We start from the raw sequence: 20,855 nt of genomic DNA on the forward strand, positions 1-20,855 counted from the left end.
CCAGAAGAAAAAGCTCGTGGTATCACCATCAACACCTCTCACGTTGAGTACGACACCCCGACTCGCCACTACGCACACGTAGACTGCCCAGGCCACGCCGACTATGTTAAAAACATGATCACCGGTGCTGCGCAGATGGACGGCGCGATCCTGGTTGTTGCTGCGACTGACGGCCCAATGCCTCAGACTCGTGAGCACATCCTGCTGGGTCGTCAGGTAGGCGTTCCTTTCATCATCGTGTTCCTGAACAAATGCGACATGGTTGATGACGAAGAGCTGCTGGAACTGGTAGAGATGGAAGTTCGTGAACTGCTGTCTCAGTACGATTTCCCGGGCGACGACACTCCAATCGTTCGCGGTTCCGCGCTGAAAGCGCTGGAAGGCGAAGCAGAGTGGGAAGCGAAAATCATCGAACTGGCTGGCTTCCTGGATTCTTACATCCCAGAACCAGAGCGTGCGATTGACAAGCCATTCCTGCTGCCAATCGAAGACGTATTCTCCATCTCCGGTCGTGGTACCGTTGTTACCGGTCGTGTAGAGCGCGGTATCATCAAAGTTGGTGAAGAAGTTGAAATCGTTGGTATCAAAGAGACTGCGAAGTCTACCTGTACTGGCGTTGAAATGTTCCGCAAACTGCTGGACGAAGGCCGTGCTGGTGAGAACGTTGGTGTTCTGCTGCGTGGTATCAAACGTGAAGAAATCGAACGTGGTCAGGTTCTGGCGAAGCCAGGCTCAATCAAGCCACACACCAAGTTCGAATCTGAAGTGTACATCCTGTCCAAAGACGAAGGCGGCCGTCATACTCCGTTCTTCAAAGGCTACCGTCCACAGTTCTACTTCCGTACAACTGACGTGACCGGTACCATCGAACTGCCAGAAGGCGTAGAGATGGTAATGCCAGGCGACAACATCAAGATGGTTGTGACTCTGATCCACCCAATCGCGATGGACGACGGTCTGCGTTTCGCAATCCGTGAAGGCGGCCGTACCGTTGGCGCGGGCGTTGTTGCTAAAGTTCTGGGCTAATTAATTATCCCTGAATAAAAAAGGACGCTTCGGCGTCCTTTTTTGTTTTCTGTACCTTTCCTTGTCACAAAATTTCGCATTTTTTAACCGCTCCCGGCCCGTATCCTGGCGTATGTGCTATTGTAATCATAACCATTCTCACTTACACTTTGCGCATATTTTGAACGGGAGTCTCTATGTACGTTTGTTTATGTAATGGTGTAAGCGACAAGAAAATTCGTCAGGCCGTTCGCCAGTTTCAGCCACAATCTTTCCAGCAGCTTCGCAAATTTGTTCCGGTGGGAAATCAATGCGGTAAATGCGTTCGCGCAGCGCGTGAGATCATGCAGGACGAATTGATGCAGATCCCGGAATTCAAAGAGATCGCGTAAGCCTCTATCTTTTTTTTGACATCCCCGTAGCCCGTTCTACGCTTCAATGAGTGGAAGCGGAGGGACTATATAATGAAAGGTGATGTTAAAATCATAAGTTATCTCAATAAATTATTGGGAAATGAGCTTGTCGCAATCAACCAGTACTTTCTTCACGCGAGAATGTTTAAAAACTGGGGTCTGACACGTCTGAATGACGTTGAGTACCATGAATCTATAGATGAGATGAAACACGCCGATAAATACATCGAGCGTATCTTATTCCTTGAAGGCATCCCAAACCTGCAGGATCTCGGCAAGCTGGGCATCGGTGAGGATGTCGAAGAGATGCTGCGTTCTGACCTCCGGCTGGAGCTGGAAGGTGCGAAAGATCTGCGCGAAGCCATTGCTTATGCTGACAGCGTCCATGACTATGTGAGCCGCGATATGATGATCCAGATCCTTGCCGATGAAGAAGGCCACATTGACTGGCTGGAAACCGAGCTGGATCTCATTAGCAAAATTGGCCTTCAGAACTACCTACAGTCTCAGATCAAAGTGGAAAATTAATCAGATTTTCCCATCCAACGCATAAACCCGCTGCTGCCAGAAATGGTCCAAAAGGCAGTGGGTTTTTTAATGCTCCTTTATCTGGGGTGAGAAATGAAAAAACAAGAATGCAAAGCAACGCCATAAGCGCGGCGAGTAACGCCAGCGTAGGCAGTATGCACCAGCCATGCCACGCACCAAGTCCTGCCAGATACTTCACATCGCCATATCCCATTCCTTCCCGCCGGCAGATAAGCCGATAGCCCCAGTAAATCAAGGCAAAACCAAGATATCCAGCCACCGCCCCCATTACGGCACTCGGCAGAAAATCAGGATGGATAAAGACCTGGTAGAGCAGGCCCGTCCAGAGCAGCGGGCAGAGAAATTTATCGGGCAGCAAACCATCGCGAATATCAGCGCGTACGAGTAAGGCCGTCAGAGAAAAATAGATCATCAGGAAGGGGAGGGTGGTTAGCATGGAAAAGGCCTCAAAAGGTTTTGAGCGCATACTCGTTACAATCTGCCTGTCCGGCAACGCACAAAAACAGCAATTGCGTAGCGGCTTCAAATAAAAAAATTCAGAAAGGATATACGGCGTAAAAAGTTGCGCAGTCCTACGCATACTGAGCCTTTGACGCTTAATTTCTAAACGGCACTTGCGTCTTTCTCTGATTTACGTATAATGCGCGGGCTTGTCGTAATTGACGGCGGGTTCAATCAGAACCAGAGTAGCTCATTTTGTTACTCAACAATGCTCCCAATTGGGGGGCTACGTAAGAACGGTTACACTCTCCCATCAATCGTAATGGGTTTGAGGAGTAATCATTTTCGTTTATAAAATAATTGGAGCTCTGGTCTCATGCAGAACCAAAGAATCCGTATCCGCCTTAAAGCGTTTGATCATCGTCTGATCGATCAATCAACCGCGGAAATCGTCGAGACTGCTAAGCGCACTGGTGCGCAAGTCCGTGGTCCGATCCCGCTGCCGACCCGCAAAGAGCGCTTCACCGTTCTGATCTCCCCGCACGTCAACAAAGACGCGCGCGATCAGTACGAAATCCGCACTCACAAGCGTCTGGTTGACATCGTTGAGCCAACTGAGAAAACCGTTGATGCTCTGATGCGTCTGGATCTGGCTGCCGGTGTAGACGTGCAGATCAGCCTGGGTTAATCAGGTCATCGAGCGATTGAGAGGTTGAAACAATGATTGGTTTAGTCGGTAAAAAAGTGGGTATGACCCGCATCTTCACTGAAGATGGCGTTTCTATCCCAGTAACCGTAATCGAAGTTGAAGCAAACCGCGTTACTCAGGTTAAAGATCTGGCTAACGATGGCTACCGCGCTATTCAGGTTACCACTGGTGCTAAAAAAGCTAACCGTGTAACCAAACCAGAAGCGGGTCACTTCGCTAAAGCTGGCGTAGAAGCTGGCCGTGGTCTGTGGGAATTCCGTCTTGCTGAAGGCGAAGAGTTCACCGTAGGTCAGGACATTAGCGTTGAGCTGTTTGCTGACGTTAAAAAAGTTGACGTAACCGGTACCTCTAAAGGTAAAGGTTTTGCTGGTACCGTTAAGCGCTGGAACTTCCGTACCCAGGACGCTACTCACGGTAACTCCTTGTCTCACCGCGTTCCGGGTTCTATCGGTCAGAACCAGACTCCGGGCAAAGTGTTCAAAGGCAAGAAAATGGCAGGTCAGCTGGGTAACGAACGTGTAACCGTTCAGAGCCTGGACGTAGTACGTGTTGACGCTGAGCGCAACCTGCTGCTGGTTAAAGGTGCGGTCCCGGGTGCAACCGGTAGCGACCTGATCGTTAAACCAGCTGTGAAGGCGTAAGGGGATAGCAATGGAATTAGTATTGAAAGACGCGCAGAGCGCGCTGACTGTTTCCGAAACTACCTTCGGTCGTGATTTCAACGAAGCGCTGGTTCACCAGGTTGTTGTTGCTTATGCAGCTGGTGCTCGTCAGGGTACTCGTGCTCAGAAGACTCGTGCTGAAGTAACTGGTTCTGGCAAAAAGCCATGGCGCCAGAAAGGTACCGGCCGTGCGCGTTCAGGTTCTATCAAGAGCCCGATCTGGCGTTCAGGTGGCGTGACCTTCGCTGCGCGTCCACAGGACCACAGTCAAAAAGTTAACAAAAAGATGTACCGCGGCGCGCTGAAAAGCATCCTGTCCGAACTGGTACGTCAGGATCGTCTGATCGTTGTCGAGAAGTTCTCTGTTGAAGCGCCTAAAACTAAGCTGCTGGCACAGAAACTGAAAGACATGGCTCTGGAAGATGTGCTGATCATCACCGGTGAGCTGGACGAGAACCTGTTCCTGGCCGCACGTAACCTGCACAAGGTTGACGTACGCGATGCGACAGGTATCGACCCGGTTAGCCTGATCGCCTTCGACAAAGTCGTAATGACTGCTGATGCTGTTAAGCAAGTTGAGGAGATGCTGGCATGATTCGTGAAGAACGTCTGCTGAAGGTGCTTCGCGCACCGCACGTTTCTGAAAAAGCGTCTACTGCGATGGAAAAAACAAACACCATCGTTCTCAAAGTTGCTAAAGACGCGACCAAAGCAGAGATCAAAGCTGCTGTGCAGAAACTGTTTGAAGTCGAAGTCGAAGTCGTTAACACCCTGGTAGTTAAAGGGAAAGTTAAACGTCACGGACAGCGTATCGGTCGTCGTAGCGACTGGAAAAAAGCTTACGTCACCCTGAAAGAAGGCCAGAACCTGGACTTCGTTGGCGGCGCTGAGTAAGTCGGAGGAGTAATACAATGGCAGTTGTTAAATGTAAACCGACATCTCCGGGTCGTCGCCACGTAGTTAAAGTGGTTAACCCTGAGCTGCACAAGGGCAAACCTTTTGCTCCGTTGCTGGAAAAAAACAGCAAATCCGGTGGTCGTAACAACAATGGCCGTATCACCACTCGTCACATCGGTGGTGGCCACAAGCAGGCTTATCGTATTGTTGACTTCAAACGCAACAAAGACGGTATCCCAGCAGTTGTTGAACGTCTTGAGTACGATCCGAACCGTTCCGCGAACATCGCGCTGGTTCTGTACAAAGACGGCGAACGCCGTTACATCCTGGCCCCTAAAGGCCTGAAAGCTGGCGACCAGATTCAGTCTGGTGTTGATGCTGCAATCAAAGCAGGCAACACCCTGCCGATGCGCAATATCCCGGTTGGTTCTACCGTTCATAACGTAGAAATGAAACCAGGTAAAGGCGGTCAGCTGGCACGTTCCGCTGGTACTTACGTTCAGATCGTTGCGCGTGACGGTGCTTATGTCACCCTGCGTCTGCGTTCTGGTGAAATGCGTAAAGTCGAAGCAGACTGCCGCGCTACTCTGGGCGAAGTTGGCAATGCTGAGCATATGCTGCGCGTTCTGGGTAAAGCTGGTGCTGCACGCTGGCGTGGTGTTCGTCCTACCGTTCGCGGTACTGCGATGAACCCAGTCGACCACCCACATGGTGGTGGTGAAGGTCGTAACTTTGGTAAGCACCCGGTAACTCCGTGGGGCGTTCAGACCAAAGGTAAGAAGACCCGCAGCAACAAGCGTACTGATAAATTTATCGTACGTCGCCGTAGCAAATAATTTTAGAGGATAAGCCATGCCACGTTCTCTCAAGAAAGGTCCTTTTATTGACCTGCACTTGCTGAAGAAGGTAGAGAAAGCGGTGGAAAGCGGAGACAAGAAGCCCCTGCGCACTTGGTCCCGTCGTTCAACGATCTTTCCTAACATGATCGGTTTGACCATCGCTGTCCATAATGGTCGTCAGCACGTTCCAGTCTTTGTTACCGACGAAATGGTTGGTCACAAACTGGGTGAATTCGCACCGACTCGTACTTATCGCGGCCACGCTGCTGATAAAAAAGCGAAGAAGAAATAAGGTAGGAGGAAGAGATGGAAACTTTAGCTCAACATCGCCATGCTCGTTCTTCTGCACAGAAGGTTCGCCTTGTTGCTGACCTGATTCGCGGTAAGAAAGTGTCGCAGGCCCTGGACATCCTGACCTATACCAACAAGAAAGCTGCGGTATTGGTCAAGAAAGTACTGGAATCTGCCATTGCTAACGCTGAACACAACGATGGCGCTGACATCGACGATCTGAAAGTCGCGAAAATTTTCGTAGATGAAGGCCCAAGCATGAAGCGCATTATGCCGCGTGCGAAAGGTCGTGCAGATCGCATCCTGAAGCGCACCAGCCACATTACTGTGGTTGTGTCCGATCGCTGAGACTCTGGAGACTAGCAATGGGTCAGAAAGTACATCCTAATGGTATTCGCCTGGGTATTGTAAAACCATGGAACTCTACCTGGTTTGCGAACACCAAAGAATTCGCTGACAACCTGGACAGCGATTTTAAAGTACGTCAGTACCTGACTAAGGAACTGGCTAAAGCGTCTGTATCTCGTATCGTTATCGAGCGTCCAGCGAAGAGCATCCGTGTGACTATTCACACTGCTCGTCCTGGCATCGTTATCGGTAAGAAAGGCGAAGACGTAGAAAAACTGCGCAAGGTCGTAGCGGATATCGCTGGCGTTCCTGCACAGATCAATATCGCTGAAGTTCGTAAGCCTGAACTGGACGCTAAATTGGTTGCTGACAGCATCACTTCTCAGCTGGAACGTCGTGTTATGTTCCGTCGTGCTATGAAGCGTGCTGTACAGAACGCAATGCGTCTGGGCGCTAAAGGTATCAAAGTTGAAGTTAGCGGCCGTCTGGGCGGCGCGGAAATCGCACGTACCGAATGGTACCGTGAAGGTCGCGTACCGCTGCACACTCTGCGTGCTGACATCGACTACAACACCTCTGAAGCGCACACCACTTACGGTGTAATCGGCGTTAAGGTATGGATCTTCAAAGGTGAGATCCTGGGTGGTATGGCTGCTGTTGAACAACCGGAAAAACCGGCTGCTCAACCTAAAAAGCAGCAGCGTAAAGGCCGTAAATAAGGAGCGTCGCTGATGTTACAACCAAAGCGTACAAAATTCCGTAAAGTGCACAAAGGCCGCAACCGTGGTCTGGCGCAGGGTACGGATGTTAGCTTCGGCACTTTCGGTCTGAAAGCTGTTGGCCGTGGTCGTCTGACTGCACGTCAGATCGAAGCAGCACGTCGTGCAATGACCCGTGCAGTTAAGCGTCAAGGTAAGATCTGGATCCGTGTATTCCCGGACAAACCGATCACCGAGAAGCCACTGGAAGTTCGTATGGGTAAAGGTAAAGGTAACGTGGAGTACTGGGTTGCCTTGATCCAACCGGGCAAAGTCCTTTATGAAATGGACGGTGTTCCGGAAGAGCTGGCCCGTGAAGCCTTCGGCCTGGCAGCAGCGAAACTGCCTATCAAAACCACCTTTGTAACTAAGACGGTGATGTAATGAAAGCAAAAGAGCTGCGTGAAAAAAGCGTTGAAGAGCTGAACGCTGAGCTGCTGAACCTGCTGCGTGAGCAGTTCAACCTGCGCATGCAGGCTGCAAGTGGCCAGCTGCAACAGACTCACCTGCTGAAGCAAGTGCGTCGCAATGTTGCACGCGTTAAGACTTTACTGACTCAGAAGGCGGGTGCGTAATGACCGATAAAATCCGTACTCTGCAAGGTCGTGTTGTTAGCGACAAAATGGAGAAATCCATTGTTGTAGCTATCGAACGTATTGTGAAACACCCGATCTACGGTAAATTCATCAAGCGTACGACCAAACTGCACGTACATGACGAGAACAACGAATGTGGTATCGGCGACAAGGTTGAAATCCGTGAATGCCGTCCACTGTCCAAGACTAAGTCCTGGACGCTGGTTCGCGTTGTAGAGAAAGCGGTTCTGTAATACAGTACGCCTTCTCAATACGAATAAACGGCTCAGCGATGAGCCGTTTATTTTTTCTACCCATATTGCAGAAGCGGTGTTATAATGCCGCGCCCTCGATATGGGGCTTTTTAACGGCTCTGATTTTAGAGTCTCAGGTAGTAGTTGACATTAGCGGAGCACTAAAATGATCCAAGAACAGACTATGCTGAACGTCGCCGACAACTCCGGTGCACGTCGCGTAATGTGTATCAAGGTTCTGGGTGGCTCGCACCGTCGCTACGCAGGCGTAGGCGACATCATCAAGATCACCATCAAGGAAGCAATTCCACGTGGTAAGGTCAAAAAAGGTGATGTGCTGAAGGCGGTAGTGGTGCGCACCAAGAAGGGTGTTCGTCGCCCTGACGGTTCTGTCATTCGCTTCGATGGTAATGCATGCGTTATTTTAAACAATAACAGCGAGCAGCCTATCGGCACGCGTATCTTTGGGCCGGTAACTCGTGAACTTCGTACTGAGAAGTTCATGAAAATTATCTCTCTGGCACCAGAAGTACTCTAAGGAGCGAATCATGGCAGCGAAAATCCGTCGTGATGACGAAGTTATCGTGTTAACCGGTAAAGATAAAGGTAAACGCGGTAAAGTAAAAAATGTTCTGTCTTCCGGCAAACTTGTCGTTGAAGGTATCAACCTGGTTAAGAAACATCAGAAGCCGGTTCCGGCCCTGAACCAACCAGGCGGCATCGTTGAAAAAGAAGCTGCTATTCAGGTTTCTAACGTTGCAATCTTCAATGCGGCTACCGGTAAGGCTGACCGTGTAGGCTTTAGATTCGAAGACGGCAAAAAAGTCCGTTTCTTCAAGTCTAACAGCGAAACTATCAAGTAATTTGGAGTAGTACGATGGCGAAACTGCATGATTACTACAAAGACGAAGTAGTTAAGAAACTCATGACCGAGTTTAACTACAATTCTGTCATGCAAGTCCCTCGGGTCGAGAAGATCACCCTGAACATGGGTGTTGGTGAAGCGATCGCTGACAAGAAACTGCTGGATAACGCAGCAGCTGATCTGACAGCAATCTCCGGTCAAAAACCGCTGATCACCAAAGCACGCAAATCTGTTGCAGGCTTCAAAATCCGTCAGGGCTATCCGATCGGCTGTAAAGTAACTCTGCGTGGCGAACGCATGTGGGAGTTCTTTGAGCGCCTGATCACTATTGCTGTTCCACGTATCCGTGACTTCCGTGGCCTGTCCGCGAAGTCTTTCGACGGTCGTGGTAACTACAGCATGGGTGTCCGTGAGCAGATCATCTTCCCAGAAATCGACTACGATAAAGTCGACCGCGTGCGTGGTTTGGATATTACCATTACCACTACTGCGAAATCTGACGAAGAAGGCCGTGCTCTGCTGGCTGCCTTTGACTTCCCGTTCCGCAAGTAAGGTAGGGTTACTGAATGGCTAAGCAATCAATGAAAGCACGCGAAGTAAAGCGCGTAGCTTTAGCTGATAAATTCTTCGCTAAACGCGCTGAACTGAAAGCGATCATTTCTGATGTGAACGCTTCCGACGAAGATCGTTGGAATGCGGTTCTCAAGCTGCAGTCTCTGCCGCGTGATTCCAGCCCGTCTCGTCAGCGTAACCGCTGTCGTCAAACAGGTCGTCCACATGGTTATGTGGGCAAGTTTGGGTTGAGCCGTATCAAACTGCGTGAAGCCGCCATGCGCGGTGAAGTGCCAGGCTTGAAAAAGGCTAGCTGGTAATTACCAATTGAATCACGGGAGTAAAGACAGATGAGCATGCAAGATCCGATCGCGGATATGCTGACCCGTATCCGTAACGGTCAGGCCGCGAACAAAGTTGCGGTCACCATGCCTTCCGCCAAGCTGAAAGTGGCAATTGCCAACGTGCTGAAGGAAGAAGGTTTTATCGAAGATTTTAAAGTTGAAGGCGACACCAAGCCGGAACTGGAACTTACTCTCAAGTATTTCCAGGGTAAAGCTGTTGTAGAAAGCATTCAGCGTGTCAGCCGCCCAGGTCTGCGCATCTATAAGAAAAAAGATGAGCTGCCAAAAGTTATGGCTGGCCTTGGTATCGCAGTTGTTTCTACCTCTAAAGGTGTTATGACTGATCGTGCAGCGCGCCAGGCTGGTCTTGGTGGCGAAATTATCTGCTACGTAGCCTAATCGGAGGAAAGAATGTCTCGTGTTGCTAAAGCACCGGTCGTTATTCCTGCCGGCGTTGATGTAAAAATCGACGGTCAGGTTATTACGATCAAAGGTAAAAACGGCGAGCTGACTCGTACCCTCAACAAAGCTGTTGAAGTTAAACATGCAGATAACGCTCTGACCTTCGGTCCACGTGATGGTTTCGTGGATGGATGGGCTCAGGCTGGTACCGCGCGTGCCCTGCTGAACTCAATGGTTGTTGGTGTTACCGAAGGCTTCACTAAAAAGCTTCAGCTGGTTGGTGTAGGTTATCGTGCAGCTATCAAAGGGAATGCAGTAGGCCTGTCTCTGGGCTTCTCACACCCTGTTGAGCATCCGCTGCCGGCCGGTATCACTGCAGAATGTCCGACTCAAACTGAAATCGTGCTGAAAGGCGCTGATAAACAGCTGATCGGTCAGGTTGCAGCAGATCTGCGCGCCTACCGTCGTCCTGAGCCTTACAAAGGCAAGGGTGTTCGTTACGCCGACGAAGTCGTGCGTACCAAAGAGGCTAAGAAGAAGTAAGGTAACACTATGGATAAGAAATCTGCTCGTATCCGTCGTGCGACCCGCGCACGCCGCAAGCTCAAAGAGCTGGGTGCAACTCGCCTGGTGGTACATCGTACCCCGCGTCATATTTACGCACAGGTAATTGCACCGAACGGTTCTGAAGTTCTGGTAGCTGCTTCTACTGTAGAAAAAGCTATCTCAGAACAATTGAAGTACACCGGTAACAAAGACGCCGCTGCAGCTGTAGGTAAAGCTGTTGCAGAACGCGCTCTGGAAAAAGGCATCAGCAATGTTTCCTTTGACCGTTCCGGGTTCCAATATCATGGTCGTGTCCAGGCACTGGCAGATGCTGCCCGTGAAGCTGGCCTTCAGTTCTAAGGTAGAGGTGTAAGATGGCTCACATCGAAAAACAGGCTGGCGAACTGCAGGAAAAGCTGATCGCGGTAAACCGCGTATCTAAAACCGTTAAAGGTGGTCGTATTTTCTCCTTCACAGCTCTGACTGTAGTAGGCGATGGTAACGGTCGCGTTGGTTTTGGTTACGGTAAAGCGCGTGAAGTTCCAGCAGCGATCCAGAAAGCGATGGAAAAAGCCCGTCGCAATATGATTAACGTCGCGCTGAACAACGGTACCCTGCAGCACCCAGTTAAAGGTGTTCACACGGGTTCTCGTGTATTCATGCAGCCAGCTTCAGAAGGTACCGGTATCATCGCCGGTGGTGCAATGCGCGCCGTTCTGGAAGTTGCTGGGGTTCATAACGTTCTGGCTAAAGCATATGGTTCCACCAACCCGATCAACGTGGTTCGTGCAACTATTGATGGCCTGGAAAATATGAATTCTCCAGAAATGGTCGCTGCCAAGCGTGGTAAATCCGTTGAAGAAATTCTGGGGTAATTGACCATGGCAAAGACTATTAAAATCACTCAAACCCGCAGTGCAATCGGTCGTCTGCCGAAACACAAGGCAACGCTGCTTGGCCTGGGTCTGCGTCGTATTGGTCATACCGTTGAGCGCGAGGATACTCCTGCTGTTCGTGGTATGGTCAACGCGGTTTACTTCATGGTTAAAGTTGAGGAGTAAGAGATGCGTTTAAATACTCTGTCTCCGGCCGAAGGCTCTAAAAAGGCGGGTAAACGCCTGGGTCGTGGTATCGGTTCTGGCCTCGGCAAAACCGGTGGTCGTGGTCACAAAGGTCAGAACTCTCGTTCTGGCGGTGGCGTACGTCGCGGTTTCGAGGGTGGCCAGATGCCACTGTACCGTCGTCTGCCGAAGTTCGGCTTCACCTCTCGCAAAGCAGCGATCACAGCGGAAATCCGTCTGTCTGACCTGGCGAAAGTTGAAGGCGGCGTTGTAGACCTGAACACGCTGAAAGCGGCTAACATTATCGGTATTCAGATTGAGTTCGCGAAAGTGATCCTGTCTGGTGAAGTTTCTACTCCGGTAACTGTTCGTGGCCTGCGTGTTACTAAAGGTGCTCGTGCTGCTATCGAAGCTGCTGGCGGTAAAATTGAGGAATAAGTAGCAGATGGCTAAGCAACCGGGATTAGATTTTCAAAGTGCCAAAGGTGGATTTGGCGAGCTGAAACGCAGACTGCTGTTTGTTATCGGCGCGCTGATTGTGTTCCGTATTGGCTCTTTTATTCCGATCCCTGGTATCGATGCCGCTGTACTTGCCAAACTGCTTGAGCAACAGCGAGGCACCATCATTGAAATGTTCAACATGTTCTCTGGTGGTGCTCTCAGCCGTGCTTCTATCTTTGCTCTGGGTATTATGCCGTACATTTCGGCATCGATTATTATCCAGCTGCTGACGGTCGTTCATCCGGCCCTGGCAGAGCTGAAGAAAGAAGGGGAGTCTGGACGTCGTAAGATTAGTCAGTACACCCGTTACGGTACTCTGGTGCTGGCAATATTCCAGTCGATCGGTATTGCTACCGGTCTGCCGAATATGCCTGGTATGCAGGGCCTGGTATTAAACCCAGGCTTTGCATTCTATTTCACCGCTGTTGTTAGTCTGGTCACAGGGACGATGTTCCTGATGTGGCTCGGCGAACAGATTACTGAGCGTGGTATCGGTAACGGTATCTCAATCATTATCTTCGCCGGTATCGTTGCGGGACTCCCGCCGGCCATCGCCCATACTATCGAGCAAGCGCGTCAAGGCGACCTGCACTTCCTCCTGTTGCTGTTGGTTGCAGTATTAGTATTTGCAGTGACGTTCTTTGTTGTCTTCGTTGAACGTGGTCAACGCCGCATTGTGGTGAACTACGCTAAGCGTCAGCAGGGTCGTCGTGTCTATGCTGCACAGAGCACACATTTACCGCTGAAAGTGAATATGGCGGGGGTTATCCCGGCTATCTTCGCTTCCAGTATTATTCTGTTCCCGGCAACCATCGCGTCATGGTTCGGGGGCGGTACTGGTTGGAACTGGCTGACAACAATTTCGCTGTATTTGCAGCCTGGGCAACCACTTTATGTGTTACTCTATGCGTCTGCGATCATCTTCTTCTGTTTCTTCTACACGGCGTTGGTCTTCAACCCGCGTGAAACAGCAGATAACCTGAAGAAGTCCGGTGCATTTGTACCAGGAATTCGTCCGGGAGAGCAAACGGCGAAGTATATCGATAAAGTAATGACCCGCCTGACTTTGGTTGGTGCGCTTTATATTACTTTTATCTGCCTGATCCCGGAGTTCATGCGTGATGCAATGAAAGTACCGTTCTACTTCGGTGGGACCTCACTGCTTATCGTTGTTGTCGTGATTATGGACTTTATGGCTCAAGTGCAAACTCTGATGATGTCCAGTCAGTATGAGTCTGCATTGAAGAAGGCGAACCTGAAAGGCTACGGCCGCTAATTGGTCGCCTGAGAAGTTACGGAGAGTAAAAATGAAAGTTCGTGCTTCCGTCAAGAAATTATGCCGTAACTGCAAAATCGTTAAGCGTGATGGTGTCATCCGTGTGATTTGCAGTGCCGAGCCGAAGCATAAACAGCGCCAAGGCTGATTATTTCGCATATTTTTCTTGCAAAGTTGGGTTGAGCTGGCTAGATTAGCCAGCCAATCTTTTGTATGTCTGTACGTTTCCATTTGAGTATCCTGAAAACGGGCTTTTCAGCATGGTGCGTACATATTAAATAGTAGGAGTGCATAGTGGCCCGTATAGCAGGCATTAACATTCCTGATCAGAAACATGCTGTGATCGCATTAACTTCGATCTACGGCATCGGCAAGACCCGTTCTAAAGCCATCCTGGCTGCAGCGGGTATCGCTGAAGATGTTAAGATCAGTGAGCTGTCTGAAGGACAAATCGACACGCTGCGTGACGAAGTTGCCAAATTTGTCGTTGAAGGTGATCTGCGCCGTGAAATCAGCATGAGCATCAAGCGCCTGATGGATCTTGGTTGCTATCGCGGTTTGCGTCATCGTCGTGGTCTGCCAGTGCGCGGTCAGCGTACTAAGACCAACGCACGTACCCGTAAGGGTCCGCGCAAACCGATCAAGAAATAATCGGGGTGATTGAATAATGGCAAAGGCACCAGTTCGTGCACGTAAACGTGTAAGAAAACAAGTCTCTGACGGCGTGGCTCATATCCATGCTTCTTTCAACAACACCATCGTTACTATTACTGATCGTCAGGGTAACGCATTGGGTTGGGCAACAGCCGGTGGTTCCGGTTTCCGTGGTTCTCGCAAATCCACTCCGTTCGCAGCTCAGGTTGCAGCAGAGCGTTGCGCTGAAGCCGTAAAAGAATACGGCATCAAGAATCTGGAAGTTATGGTTAAAGGTCCGGGTCCGGGTCGTGAATCTACTGTTCGCGCTCTGAACGCCGCTGGTTTCCGCATCACGAATATTACTGATGTGACTCCGATCCCTCATAACGGTTGTCGTCCGCCGAAAAAACGTCGCGTATAACGCTCGTTTTTTAGGTTAGTTGGAGATAGAAAATGGCAAGATATTTGGGTCCTAAGCTCAAGCTGAGCCGTCGTGAGGGCACCGACTTATTCCTTAAGTCTGGCGTTCGCGCGATCGATACCAAGTGTAAAATTGAACAAGCTCCTGGCCAGCACGGTGCGCGTAAACCGCGTCTGTCTGACTATGGTGTGCAGTTGCGTGAAAAGCAAAAAGTTCGCCGTATGTACGGTGTGCTGGAGCGTCAGTTCCGTAACTACTATAAAGAAGCAGCACGTCTGAAAGGCAACACAGGTGAAAACCTGCTGGCTCTGCTGGAAGGTCGTCTGGACAACGTTGTATACCGTATGGGCTTCGGCGCTACTCGTGCTGAATCACGTCAGCTGGTTAGCCACAAAGCAATCATGGTAAACGGTCGTGTTGTTAACATCGCTTCTTATCAGGTTAAAGCGAATGACGTTGTTAGCATTCGTGAGAAAGCGAAAAAGCAATCTCGCGTGAAGGCCGCTCTGGAGCTGGCTGAGCAGCGTGAAAAGCCAACCTGGCTGGAAGTTGATGCTGGCAAGATGGAAGGTACGTTCAAGCGTCAGCCTGAGCGTTCTGATCTGTCTGCGGACATTAACGAACACCTGATCGTCGAGCTTTACTCCAAGTAAAGCTTAGTACCAAAGAGAGGACACAATGCAGGGTTCTGTGACAGAGTTTCTAAAACCGCGCCTGGTAGATATCGAGCAAGTGAGTTCGACGCACGCCAAGGTGACCCTTGAGCCTTTAGAGCGTGGCTTTGGCCATACTCTGGGTAACGCACTGCGCCGTATTCTGCTCTCATCGATGCCGGGTTGCGCGGTGACCGAGGTTGAGATTGATGGTGTACTTCATGAGTACAGCACCAAAGAAGGCGTTCAGGAAGATATCCTTGAAATCCTGCTCAACCTGAAAGGGCTGGCGGTGAGAGTTCAGGGTAAAGATGAAGTTATTCTTACTCTGAATAAATCTGGCATTGGCCCTGTGACTGCAGCCGACATCACCCACGACGGTGATGTTGAAATCGTCAAGCCGCAGCACGTGATCTGCCACCTGACCGATGAGAACGCAGCTATTAGCATGCGTATCAAAGTTCAGCGCGGTCGTGGTTATGTGCCGGCTTCTGCCCGAATTCATTCGGAAGAAGATGAGCGCCCAATCGGCCGTCTGCTGGTCGACGCATGCTACAGCCCTGTAGAGCGTATTGCCTACAATGTTGAAGCAGCGCGTGTAGAACAGCGTACCGACCTGGACAAGCTGGTCATCGAAATGGAAACCAACGGCACAATCGATCCTGAAGAGGCGATTCGTCGTGCGGCAACCATCCTGGCAGAACAACTGGAAGCTTTCGTTGACTTACGTGATGTACGTCAGCCAGAAGTGAAAGAAGAGAAACCAGAATTCGATCCGATCCTGCTGCGCCCTGTTGACGATCTCGAATTGACTGTCCGCTCTGCTAACTGCCTCAAGGCAGAAGCTATCCACTATATCGGTGATCTGGTACAGCGTACCGAGGTTGAGTTGCTGAAAACGCCGAACCTGGGTAAAAAATCTCTTACCGAGATTAAAGACGTGCTGGCTTCACGTGGTCTGTCTCTGGGCATGCGCCTGGAAAACTGGCCACCGGCAAGCATTGCTGACGAGTAACCGGATCACAGGTTAAGGTTTTACTGAGAAGGATAAGGTCATGCGCCATCGTAAGAGTGGTCGTCAACTGAACCGCAACAGCAGCCATCGCCAGGCTATGTTCCGCAACATGGCAGGTTCACTGGTTCGTCATGAAATCATCAAGACGACCCTGCCTAAAGCGAAAGAGCTGCGTCGCGTAGTTGAGCCGCTGATTACTCTTGCCAAGACTGACAGCGTTGCTAATCGTCGTCTGGCATTCGCCCGTACTCGTGATAACGAGATCGTGGCAAAACTGTTTAACGAACTGGGCCCGCGTTTCGCGAGCCGTGCCGGTGGTTACACTCGCATTCTGAAGTGTGGTTTCCGTGCAGGCGACAACGCGCCGATGGCTTACATCGAGCTGGTTGATCGTTCAGAGAAAGCAGAAGCTGCTGCAGAGTAATCTGCAGTAACGTAAAAAAACCCGCCTCGGCGGGTTTTTTTATATCCGCATTATCCCCACTTCTCTACAATACCTGTATCAATTTTGTTCATCCCCTGGAGCTGATGATGTGGTTGCTTGATCAGTGGGCAGAACGCCATATTCGCGATGCCCAAAATAAAGGCGATTTCGACAATCTTCCCGGGAGCGGCGAACCTCTTGAACTGGAAGATGATTCGCATATTGCGCCTGAACTCCGGGCTGGATACCGTTTGCTAAAAAATGCTGGCTGCCTCCCGCCCGAGCTTGAGCAGCGCAGAGAGGCTGTTGAACTTGTCGATCTGCTAAAAGGGATCCGTCAGGACGATCCTCGACATAAAGAACTTAGCCGCAGGCTTGCCCTGATCGAGCTCAAGCTGCGCCAGGCAGGAATGAGCACGGAATTCCTGCATGGGGAATACGGTGAAATATTGATGAAGAAGATAAACGAGGAGTAGCGATGTACCGTATCGGTGAACTTGCAAAGCTCGCGAACGTAACGCCGGACACTATCCGATATTACGAAAAGCAGCAGATGATCGATCATGAGGTACGCACGGAAGGCGGCTTTCGGCTTTATACCGATAACGATCTGCAACGTCTAAGATTCATACGCTACGCCCGACAGCTTGGCTTCACGCTTGATTCGATCCGCGAGTTATTATCGATCCGCATCGATCCTGAGCATCACACTTGTCAGGAATCCAAAAGCATCGTACAAGCCCGGCTTGATGAAGTTGAAGCCCGTATTCTGGAACTGCAAACCATGCAGCGCTCTTTGCAAAGGTTGAATGATGCCTGCTGCGGAACGGCTCATAGCAGTATTTATTGTTCAATTCTGGAAGCCCTTGAACAGGGAGCCAGTGGAGAAACTCGGGGATGTTGATTTTTAATCTACTCGGGTCTAGACTTCCGTCGTCATAAACCATGCTCAGGAGAAATTATGAGCCGCTATCAGCACACGAAGGGACAAATTAAAGATAATGCCATCGAGGCTTTACTTCACGACCCGCTTTTTCGACAGCGCGTTGAAAAGAATAAAAAAGGGAAGGGGAGTTATCTGCGTAAAGACAAACATGCAAAACGGGGTAACTGGGAGGCCAGTGGCAAGCAAGCCAATCGCTTATTTACCACTGGCCTTCCTGTTTTTAACTGCTGATTAAACGCGGTTATTTTGCTCTTTTAACAGATCGCGAATTTCACTCAGTAACACTTCTTCTTTCGTTGGTGCAGGCGCTGCTGCTGGCTCTTCTTTTTTACGGTTGAGCCGGTTAATCAGCTTGATAGCCATAAAGATAGCAAACGCCACAATCACGAAATCAAATACGTTCTGGATAAACACGCCGTAGTGCATTACAACTGCCGGGATATCACCCTGGGCTTCACGCAGCGTGAACGCGAACTGTTTGAAATCAATGCCCCCGATTAGCAGCCCTAAAGGTGGCATGATGATGTCCGCTACTAATGATGAAACAATCTTGCCGAATGCCGCACCAATAATGACACCCACTGCCAAATCAACCACGTTCCCGCGCATCGCAAATTCGCGAAATTCTTTAATAAAACTCATTATGTTCTCCTTGTGCCAGCTGACGACTATAAGTTTAACAAATGATTAGCCAATTGCCATGCGGGATAATTAAACGTTATGAAAATAAAAGGCACAGAAATAAAGAGGGTAAAGTGCGGGGCTCTATTGAGAGCCCCGACGTATTAAAGGAAGAATGGACTAGGCTGGAATAAACGTTCGACGTCGGTAATAAATTTTTTATCGGTAAGGAACATAATTACGTGGTCGCCTTGCTCAATACGCAAATTATCATTGGCGATCATAACGTCATTCCCGCGCACTACGGCGCCGATAATAGTGCCCGGCGGCAGCTTAATTTCGTCGATGGCGCGGCCCACAACGCGAGAGGTGGTTTCATCTCCATGGGCCACCGCTTCAATGGCTTCTGCCACCCCGCGACGCAGAGATGAAACGCCGACAATGTCCGCTTTACGTACATGGCTCAGCAGAGCGGAAATGGTCGCCTGCTGCGGTGAAATGGCAATATCAATAACGCTGCCCTGAACCAGGTCGACATACGCCTTGCGCTGGATAAGCACCATGACCTTCTTTGCTCCCATACGTTTGGCGAGCATGGCGGACATAATATTCGCTTCGTCATCGTTGGTGACGGCAATAAAGAGATCAACTTGATCAATATGCTCTTCAGCCAATAATTCCTGATCCGACGCGTCGCCATAAAATACGATCGTATTTTGCAGTTTTTCCGCCAGCTCAGAAGCACGCTGTTGATCGCGCTCGATCAATTTCACGCTGTAGTCTTTTTCCAGCCTTCGCGCCAGGCCCGCGCCGATATTGCCACCGCCGACCAGCATAATGCGTTTATAAGGCTTTTCGAGACGCTGCAACTCACTCATCACCGCACGAATATGCTGAGAGGCCGCAATGAAGAAGACCTCATCCCCCGCTTCGACAATCGTGGAGCCTTGAGGGCGAATAGGTCTGTCGTGGCGGAAAATGGCGGCGACGCGCGTATCGATATGCGGCATGTGCTCACGCATTGTTGAAAGCGCATTGCCGATCAACGGGCCGCCGTAATAGGCCTTAACGACGGCAAGACTGACCTTACCTTCGGCAAAGTTCACCACCTGCAGTGCGCCTGGATATTCGATCAGACGATAGATATTGTCGATAACCAGCTGTTCTGGCGCGATGAGATGGTCAATAGGAACCGCTTCTGAATTAAAGAGCTTCTCAGCATCGCGGACATAGTCCGGAGAACGGATGCGCGCGATTCGGTTAGGGGTGTTGAAAAGCGAGTAGGCTACCTGACAGGCCACCATATTGGTTTCGTCAGAACTGGTCACCGCAACGAGCATGTCTGCATCGTCGGCACCTGCCTCGCGTAGCACGCGCGGGTGTGAGCCATGGCCCTGCACAACGCGAAGGTCAAATTTGTCCTGTAAAACGCGCAGACGATCCCCGTTGGTATCAACGATTGTGATGTCGTTGTTTTCGCCAACCAGGTTTTCCGCCAGCGTTCCGCCCACTTGTCCTGCGCCCAGAATGATAATTTTCATATCTCGTGACCTGTTCTCAACATCACTCTTTGATTAGCTTAGCGTAAAAGAAGCCATCGCCTTCTTCCGCGCCCGGCAGGTTTTGCTGACCCGGGCATTCAGGCGTTCCCGTATCGCGCAGCGTTGCATCCGGGGTACGTTTCAGGAAGGCCGCGATTTGCTGGCTGTTTTCTTCCGGCAGTACGGAGCAGGTTGCATAAACCAGCGTGCCGCCGGGTTTAAGATGTGGCCAGATTGCATCAAGTATGTCCGATTGCAGTTGGGCAAGTTCCTTGATATCGCGATCGCGGCGCAGCCACTTGATATCCGGATGGCGACGAATCACGCCTGTTGCAGAGCAGGGCGCATCCAGCAAAATGCGGTCAAACTGGGTTTCACCACACCATTCTGCGGGCTTGCGTCCGTCGCCCTGCTTAACCTGAGCCTTCATGCCCAGACGCTTGAGGTTGTCGTAGACGCGTGACAGGCGCTGCTCATCGACATCCACGGCCATTACGCTGGCCTGCGGAGCCACTTCAAGAATGTGCGTTGTTTTTCCGCCAGGCGCGGCGCAAAGATCGAGGATCTGTTCCCCGTTTGCTGGTTCAAGCCAGGTCATGCAACCCTGAGCCGAGGCATCCTGTACGGTCACCCAGCCTTCATCAAAACCAGGTAAAGCATGTACCGGTGCAGGGGAGGCTAAACGCACGGCATCCGGATAGGCTGCATGTGTGAATCCACTCATTCCGGTTTCTTCCAGTAATGCCAGCCATGCGTCACGGGTGTGGTGATTACGGTTGACGCGTAACCACATCGGTGGGCGTTGATTATTCGCTTCGGCAATGTTTTGCCATTGCTGCGGATACGCTTTTTTAAGGCGATTCAGCAGCCAGTCCGGGTGCAGAAAACGTGTTTCACTTTCTGCAAATTCAGCCAGTAGCTCATCCTGCTGACGCTGGAACTGACGCAGTACGCCGTTGATCAGCCCTTTCAACTGAGGGCGTTTAATCGCAACGGCACCTTCCACCGTTTCAGCCAGCGCGGCGTGAGGTGGAATGCGGGTATGAAGAAGCTGATAAAACCCCACCATAATCAAATAATGTACGGTGCGCTGTTTGCCTGTCATTGGGCGCGACATCAGCTTATTAATGAGCCACTCAAGCTGAGAAAGGGTGCGCAGGACACCAAAGCAGAGTTCCTGGAGCAGAGCTTTGTCTTTATCAGATACCTTTTGTTGCAGGGGAGGCAGGATGTTACTCAATGACTGGCCCTGCTCGATAACCTGCTCAACGGCTTTGGCCGCCATACTGCGTAGATTTTGTTTTTTCATA

General features: G+C 50.6%; 38 protein-coding genes. 34 read left to right on the forward strand and 4 right to left on the reverse strand.

All coding sequences use genetic code 11. The features are described 5' to 3' along the window. The 3 genes from tuf to bfr all read left to right on the forward strand — a co-directional run. The coding region (gene tuf / locus ACTJI7_RS22500) for an elongation factor Tu (protein ID WP_440670974.1) at positions 1-1,026 on the forward strand (1,026 nt) is incomplete at its 5' end. Between the two features lie 176 nt (positions 1,027-1,202). Then, positions 1,203-1,397, forward strand: coding sequence for a bacterioferritin-associated ferredoxin (gene bfd / locus ACTJI7_RS22505; protein WP_003863268.1), 195 nt, complete (start codon positions 1,203-1,205; stop codon positions 1,395-1,397). Positions 1,398-1,469: 72 nt separating this feature from the next. Then, positions 1,470-1,946 carry a bacterioferritin gene (gene bfr / locus ACTJI7_RS22510; protein ID WP_028014636.1) on the forward strand — a complete coding sequence of 159 codons (477 nt, stop codon included), beginning with the start codon at positions 1,470-1,472 and terminating at the stop codon, positions 1,944-1,946. Here the strand turns inward: bfr and ACTJI7_RS22515 are convergent. Then, positions 1,930-2,403: a prepilin peptidase gene (locus ACTJI7_RS22515; protein WP_063155252.1), complete on the reverse strand. Its 474-nt coding sequence runs from the start codon at positions 2,401-2,403 to the stop codon at positions 1,930-1,932. The genes bfr and ACTJI7_RS22515 overlap by 17 nt on opposite strands. 381 nt (positions 2,404-2,784) lie before the next feature. On the opposite strand from ACTJI7_RS22515, the gene rpsJ reads away from it, so the two are divergent. From rpsJ to ACTJI7_RS22670, 31 genes are all read left to right on the forward strand, one after another. Further along, the gene (gene rpsJ, locus ACTJI7_RS22520; protein WP_001181005.1) at positions 2,785-3,096 is read left to right on the forward strand and encodes a 30S ribosomal protein S10; all 312 of its coding nucleotides are present in this window, start codon (positions 2,785-2,787) and stop codon (positions 3,094-3,096) included. Between the two features lie 32 nt (positions 3,097-3,128). After that, positions 3,129-3,758 carry a 50S ribosomal protein L3 gene (gene rplC / locus ACTJI7_RS22525; protein WP_003863274.1) on the forward strand — a complete coding sequence of 210 codons (630 nt, stop codon included), beginning with the start codon at positions 3,129-3,131 and terminating at the stop codon, positions 3,756-3,758. A gap of 10 nt (positions 3,759-3,768) precedes the next feature. Continuing rightward, on the forward strand, positions 3,769-4,374 hold the full coding sequence (rplD, locus tag ACTJI7_RS22530) for a 50S ribosomal protein L4 (RefSeq protein ID WP_000424395.1): 606 nt from the start codon (positions 3,769-3,771) through the stop codon (positions 4,372-4,374). Beyond that, a complete protein-coding gene (gene rplW / locus ACTJI7_RS22535; protein ID WP_000617546.1) occupies positions 4,371-4,673 on the forward strand; it encodes a 50S ribosomal protein L23 in 303 nt (100 codons plus the stop codon). The genes rplD and rplW overlap by 4 nt, the downstream gene beginning before the upstream one ends. A 17-nt stretch (positions 4,674-4,690) precedes the next feature. Next, a complete protein-coding gene (gene rplB / locus ACTJI7_RS22540; RefSeq protein ID WP_000301859.1) occupies positions 4,691-5,512 on the forward strand; it encodes a 50S ribosomal protein L2 in 822 nt (273 codons plus the stop codon). Between the two features lie 16 nt (positions 5,513-5,528). Further along, a complete protein-coding gene (gene rpsS, locus ACTJI7_RS22545) occupies positions 5,529-5,807 on the forward strand; it encodes a 30S ribosomal protein S19 (protein WP_001138117.1) in 279 nt (92 codons plus the stop codon). A 14-nt stretch (positions 5,808-5,821) separates the two neighbouring features. Then, positions 5,822-6,154 (forward strand): 50S ribosomal protein L22, encoded by a 333-nt coding sequence (gene rplV, locus ACTJI7_RS22550; protein WP_002919773.1) that lies wholly within the window; start codon positions 5,822-5,824, stop codon positions 6,152-6,154. Between the two features lie 17 nt (positions 6,155-6,171). Continuing rightward, positions 6,172-6,873 carry a 30S ribosomal protein S3 gene (gene rpsC / locus ACTJI7_RS22555; RefSeq protein ID WP_000529945.1) on the forward strand — a complete coding sequence of 234 codons (702 nt, stop codon included), beginning with the start codon at positions 6,172-6,174 and terminating at the stop codon, positions 6,871-6,873. A 12-nt stretch (positions 6,874-6,885) separates the two neighbouring features. After that, complete coding sequence (gene rplP, locus ACTJI7_RS22560; protein WP_002919759.1) at positions 6,886-7,296, forward strand: 50S ribosomal protein L16; 411 nt, start codon at positions 6,886-6,888, stop codon at positions 7,294-7,296. Then, entirely contained in the window at positions 7,296-7,487 is a 192-nt protein-coding gene (gene rpmC, locus ACTJI7_RS22565; RefSeq protein WP_003863282.1) for a 50S ribosomal protein L29, read from the forward strand. Before rplP ends, rpmC begins: the two co-directional genes overlap by 1 nt. Beyond that, positions 7,487-7,741 carry a 30S ribosomal protein S17 gene (gene rpsQ, locus ACTJI7_RS22570; protein WP_008503489.1) on the forward strand — a complete coding sequence of 85 codons (255 nt, stop codon included), beginning with the start codon at positions 7,487-7,489 and terminating at the stop codon, positions 7,739-7,741. The genes rpmC and rpsQ overlap by 1 nt, the downstream gene beginning before the upstream one ends. Positions 7,742-7,907: 166 nt before the next feature. After that, the gene (rplN, locus tag ACTJI7_RS22575) at positions 7,908-8,279 is read left to right on the forward strand and encodes a 50S ribosomal protein L14 (RefSeq protein WP_002919748.1); all 372 of its coding nucleotides are present in this window, start codon (positions 7,908-7,910) and stop codon (positions 8,277-8,279) included. A gap of 10 nt (positions 8,280-8,289) precedes the next feature. Then, positions 8,290-8,604: a 50S ribosomal protein L24 gene (gene rplX / locus ACTJI7_RS22580; protein ID WP_003863287.1), complete on the forward strand. Its 315-nt coding sequence runs from the start codon at positions 8,290-8,292 to the stop codon at positions 8,602-8,604. A 14-nt stretch (positions 8,605-8,618) separates the two neighbouring features. Continuing rightward, on the forward strand, positions 8,619-9,158 hold the full coding sequence (rplE, locus tag ACTJI7_RS22585; RefSeq protein ID WP_001096202.1) for a 50S ribosomal protein L5: 540 nt from the start codon (positions 8,619-8,621) through the stop codon (positions 9,156-9,158). A 14-nt stretch (positions 9,159-9,172) separates the two neighbouring features. After that, positions 9,173-9,478, forward strand: coding sequence for a 30S ribosomal protein S14 (rpsN, locus tag ACTJI7_RS22590; RefSeq protein WP_003863291.1), 306 nt, complete (start codon positions 9,173-9,175; stop codon positions 9,476-9,478). Positions 9,479-9,508: 30 nt separating this feature from the next. Further along, positions 9,509-9,901 carry a 30S ribosomal protein S8 gene (gene rpsH, locus ACTJI7_RS22595; protein WP_006178918.1) on the forward strand — a complete coding sequence of 131 codons (393 nt, stop codon included), beginning with the start codon at positions 9,509-9,511 and terminating at the stop codon, positions 9,899-9,901. Positions 9,902-9,913: 12 nt separating this feature from the next. Then, on the forward strand, positions 9,914-10,447 hold the full coding sequence (rplF, locus tag ACTJI7_RS22600; RefSeq protein ID WP_003863296.1) for a 50S ribosomal protein L6: 534 nt from the start codon (positions 9,914-9,916) through the stop codon (positions 10,445-10,447). 9 nt (positions 10,448-10,456) lie between these two features. After that, entirely contained in the window at positions 10,457-10,810 is a 354-nt protein-coding gene (rplR, locus tag ACTJI7_RS22605; RefSeq protein ID WP_003863297.1) for a 50S ribosomal protein L18, read from the forward strand. 14 nt (positions 10,811-10,824) lie between these two features. After that, entirely contained in the window at positions 10,825-11,325 is a 501-nt protein-coding gene (gene rpsE / locus ACTJI7_RS22610) for a 30S ribosomal protein S5 (protein WP_003863299.1), read from the forward strand. Between the two features lie 6 nt (positions 11,326-11,331). Next, positions 11,332-11,511: a 50S ribosomal protein L30 gene (rpmD, locus tag ACTJI7_RS22615; RefSeq protein ID WP_003863301.1), complete on the forward strand. Its 180-nt coding sequence runs from the start codon at positions 11,332-11,334 to the stop codon at positions 11,509-11,511. A 3-nt stretch (positions 11,512-11,514) separates the two neighbouring features. Continuing rightward, positions 11,515-11,949 (forward strand): 50S ribosomal protein L15, encoded by a 435-nt coding sequence (gene rplO / locus ACTJI7_RS22620; protein WP_014885468.1) that lies wholly within the window; start codon positions 11,515-11,517, stop codon positions 11,947-11,949. Between the two features lie 7 nt (positions 11,950-11,956). Next, positions 11,957-13,288 carry a preprotein translocase subunit SecY gene (secY, locus tag ACTJI7_RS22625; RefSeq protein WP_003863305.1) on the forward strand — a complete coding sequence of 444 codons (1,332 nt, stop codon included), beginning with the start codon at positions 11,957-11,959 and terminating at the stop codon, positions 13,286-13,288. A 31-nt stretch (positions 13,289-13,319) separates the two neighbouring features. Then, positions 13,320-13,436: a 50S ribosomal protein L36 gene (gene rpmJ / locus ACTJI7_RS22630; RefSeq protein ID WP_000868187.1), complete on the forward strand. Its 117-nt coding sequence runs from the start codon at positions 13,320-13,322 to the stop codon at positions 13,434-13,436. A 146-nt stretch (positions 13,437-13,582) separates the two neighbouring features. Then, on the forward strand, positions 13,583-13,939 hold the full coding sequence (gene rpsM / locus ACTJI7_RS22635; RefSeq protein WP_013099021.1) for a 30S ribosomal protein S13: 357 nt from the start codon (positions 13,583-13,585) through the stop codon (positions 13,937-13,939). A gap of 16 nt (positions 13,940-13,955) precedes the next feature. Further along, positions 13,956-14,345: a 30S ribosomal protein S11 gene (gene rpsK, locus ACTJI7_RS22640; RefSeq protein ID WP_003863312.1), complete on the forward strand. Its 390-nt coding sequence runs from the start codon at positions 13,956-13,958 to the stop codon at positions 14,343-14,345. A gap of 32 nt (positions 14,346-14,377) precedes the next feature. Further along, positions 14,378-14,998, forward strand: a complete 621-nt coding sequence (gene rpsD, locus ACTJI7_RS22645) for a 30S ribosomal protein S4 (protein WP_004868345.1) — start codon at positions 14,378-14,380, stop codon at positions 14,996-14,998. A gap of 25 nt (positions 14,999-15,023) precedes the next feature. Next, the gene (locus ACTJI7_RS22650; protein ID WP_002919219.1) at positions 15,024-16,013 is read left to right on the forward strand and encodes a DNA-directed RNA polymerase subunit alpha; all 990 of its coding nucleotides are present in this window, start codon (positions 15,024-15,026) and stop codon (positions 16,011-16,013) included. A 40-nt stretch (positions 16,014-16,053) separates the two neighbouring features. Then, positions 16,054-16,437 (forward strand): 50S ribosomal protein L17, encoded by a 384-nt coding sequence (gene rplQ, locus ACTJI7_RS22655; RefSeq protein WP_001216368.1) that lies wholly within the window; start codon positions 16,054-16,056, stop codon positions 16,435-16,437. Positions 16,438-16,544: 107 nt separating this feature from the next. Continuing rightward, a complete protein-coding gene (locus tag ACTJI7_RS22660; protein WP_045630324.1) occupies positions 16,545-16,913 on the forward strand; it encodes a DUF1992 domain-containing protein in 369 nt (122 codons plus the stop codon). Between the two features lie 2 nt (positions 16,914-16,915). Beyond that, positions 16,916-17,341 carry a Zn(2+)-responsive transcriptional regulator gene (zntR, locus tag ACTJI7_RS22665; protein ID WP_028014633.1) on the forward strand — a complete coding sequence of 142 codons (426 nt, stop codon included), beginning with the start codon at positions 16,916-16,918 and terminating at the stop codon, positions 17,339-17,341. Between the two features lie 57 nt (positions 17,342-17,398). Then, complete coding sequence (locus tag ACTJI7_RS22670) at positions 17,399-17,614, forward strand: alternative ribosome-rescue factor A (protein ID WP_045630326.1); 216 nt, start codon at positions 17,399-17,401, stop codon at positions 17,612-17,614. Here the strand turns inward: ACTJI7_RS22670 and mscL are convergent, their stop codons facing one another. From mscL to rsmB, 3 genes are all read right to left on the reverse strand, one after another. Then, positions 17,615-18,025, reverse strand: a complete 411-nt coding sequence (gene mscL / locus ACTJI7_RS22675) for a large-conductance mechanosensitive channel protein MscL (RefSeq protein WP_028014631.1) — start codon at positions 18,023-18,025, stop codon at positions 17,615-17,617. A 143-nt stretch (positions 18,026-18,168) separates the two neighbouring features. Beyond that, entirely contained in the window at positions 18,169-19,545 is a 1,377-nt protein-coding gene (trkA, locus tag ACTJI7_RS22680; protein ID WP_014885463.1) for a Trk system potassium transporter TrkA, read from the reverse strand. A gap of 22 nt (positions 19,546-19,567) precedes the next feature. Further along, positions 19,568-20,854, reverse strand: coding sequence for a 16S rRNA (cytosine(967)-C(5))-methyltransferase RsmB (gene rsmB, locus ACTJI7_RS22685; protein ID WP_063155175.1), 1,287 nt, complete (start codon positions 20,852-20,854; stop codon positions 19,568-19,570). Position 20,855: the final 1 nt, after the last annotated feature.

This window comes from Enterobacter sp. 22499 (assembly GCF_052044815.1).
In the GTDB taxonomy this organism is placed as follows: domain Bacteria; phylum Pseudomonadota; class Gammaproteobacteria; order Enterobacterales; family Enterobacteriaceae; genus Enterobacter; species Enterobacter bugandensis.

Coding starts and splice junctions, on each gene's coding strand:
- rplR (WP_003863297.1), top strand. CDS start 10,457: ATGGATAAGAAATCTGCTCGTATCCGTCGTGCGACCCGCGCACGCCGC.
- rpmJ (WP_000868187.1), top strand. CDS start 13,320: ATGAAAGTTCGTGCTTCCGTCAAGAAATTATGCCGTAACTGCAAAATC.
- ACTJI7_RS22670 (WP_045630326.1), top strand. CDS start 17,399: ATGAGCCGCTATCAGCACACGAAGGGACAAATTAAAGATAATGCCATC.
- rplV (WP_002919773.1), top strand. CDS start 5,822: ATGGAAACTTTAGCTCAACATCGCCATGCTCGTTCTTCTGCACAGAAG.
- rplF (WP_003863296.1), top strand. CDS start 9,914: ATGTCTCGTGTTGCTAAAGCACCGGTCGTTATTCCTGCCGGCGTTGAT.
- secY (WP_003863305.1), top strand. CDS start 11,957: ATGGCTAAGCAACCGGGATTAGATTTTCAAAGTGCCAAAGGTGGATTT.
- rplO (WP_014885468.1), top strand. CDS start 11,515: ATGCGTTTAAATACTCTGTCTCCGGCCGAAGGCTCTAAAAAGGCGGGT.
- rpsK (WP_003863312.1), top strand. CDS start 13,956: ATGGCAAAGGCACCAGTTCGTGCACGTAAACGTGTAAGAAAACAAGTC.
- rpsC (WP_000529945.1), top strand. CDS start 6,172: ATGGGTCAGAAAGTACATCCTAATGGTATTCGCCTGGGTATTGTAAAA.
- rpsH (WP_006178918.1), top strand. CDS start 9,509: ATGAGCATGCAAGATCCGATCGCGGATATGCTGACCCGTATCCGTAAC.
- zntR (WP_028014633.1), top strand. CDS start 16,916: ATGTACCGTATCGGTGAACTTGCAAAGCTCGCGAACGTAACGCCGGAC.
- rplE (WP_001096202.1), top strand. CDS start 8,619: ATGGCGAAACTGCATGATTACTACAAAGACGAAGTAGTTAAGAAACTC.
- rpmD (WP_003863301.1), top strand. CDS start 11,332: ATGGCAAAGACTATTAAAATCACTCAAACCCGCAGTGCAATCGGTCGT.
- rsmB (WP_063155175.1), bottom strand. CDS start 20,854: ATGAAAAAACAAAATCTACGCAGTATGGCGGCCAAAGCCGTTGAGCAG.
- bfd (WP_003863268.1), top strand. CDS start 1,203: ATGTACGTTTGTTTATGTAATGGTGTAAGCGACAAGAAAATTCGTCAG.
- rplW (WP_000617546.1), top strand. CDS start 4,371: ATGATTCGTGAAGAACGTCTGCTGAAGGTGCTTCGCGCACCGCACGTT.
- rplN (WP_002919748.1), top strand. CDS start 7,908: ATGATCCAAGAACAGACTATGCTGAACGTCGCCGACAACTCCGGTGCA.
- ACTJI7_RS22660 (WP_045630324.1), top strand. CDS start 16,545: ATGTGGTTGCTTGATCAGTGGGCAGAACGCCATATTCGCGATGCCCAA.
- mscL (WP_028014631.1), bottom strand. CDS start 18,025: ATGAGTTTTATTAAAGAATTTCGCGAATTTGCGATGCGCGGGAACGTG.
- rpsN (WP_003863291.1), top strand. CDS start 9,173: ATGGCTAAGCAATCAATGAAAGCACGCGAAGTAAAGCGCGTAGCTTTA.
- rpsD (WP_004868345.1), top strand. CDS start 14,378: ATGGCAAGATATTTGGGTCCTAAGCTCAAGCTGAGCCGTCGTGAGGGC.
- rplC (WP_003863274.1), top strand. CDS start 3,129: ATGATTGGTTTAGTCGGTAAAAAAGTGGGTATGACCCGCATCTTCACT.
- rplX (WP_003863287.1), top strand. CDS start 8,290: ATGGCAGCGAAAATCCGTCGTGATGACGAAGTTATCGTGTTAACCGGT.
- rplB (WP_000301859.1), top strand. CDS start 4,691: ATGGCAGTTGTTAAATGTAAACCGACATCTCCGGGTCGTCGCCACGTA.
- trkA (WP_014885463.1), bottom strand. CDS start 19,545: ATGAAAATTATCATTCTGGGCGCAGGACAAGTGGGCGGAACGCTGGCG.
- rplQ (WP_001216368.1), top strand. CDS start 16,054: ATGCGCCATCGTAAGAGTGGTCGTCAACTGAACCGCAACAGCAGCCAT.
- rpsJ (WP_001181005.1), top strand. CDS start 2,785: ATGCAGAACCAAAGAATCCGTATCCGCCTTAAAGCGTTTGATCATCGT.
- rplD (WP_000424395.1), top strand. CDS start 3,769: ATGGAATTAGTATTGAAAGACGCGCAGAGCGCGCTGACTGTTTCCGAA.
- rpmC (WP_003863282.1), top strand. CDS start 7,296: ATGAAAGCAAAAGAGCTGCGTGAAAAAAGCGTTGAAGAGCTGAACGCT.
- rplP (WP_002919759.1), top strand. CDS start 6,886: ATGTTACAACCAAAGCGTACAAAATTCCGTAAAGTGCACAAAGGCCGC.
- rpsS (WP_001138117.1), top strand. CDS start 5,529: ATGCCACGTTCTCTCAAGAAAGGTCCTTTTATTGACCTGCACTTGCTG.
- rpsE (WP_003863299.1), top strand. CDS start 10,825: ATGGCTCACATCGAAAAACAGGCTGGCGAACTGCAGGAAAAGCTGATC.
- rpsQ (WP_008503489.1), top strand. CDS start 7,487: ATGACCGATAAAATCCGTACTCTGCAAGGTCGTGTTGTTAGCGACAAA.
- bfr (WP_028014636.1), top strand. CDS start 1,470: ATGAAAGGTGATGTTAAAATCATAAGTTATCTCAATAAATTATTGGGA.
- ACTJI7_RS22515 (WP_063155252.1), bottom strand. CDS start 2,403: ATGCTAACCACCCTCCCCTTCCTGATGATCTATTTTTCTCTGACGGCC.
- ACTJI7_RS22650 (WP_002919219.1), top strand. CDS start 15,024: ATGCAGGGTTCTGTGACAGAGTTTCTAAAACCGCGCCTGGTAGATATC.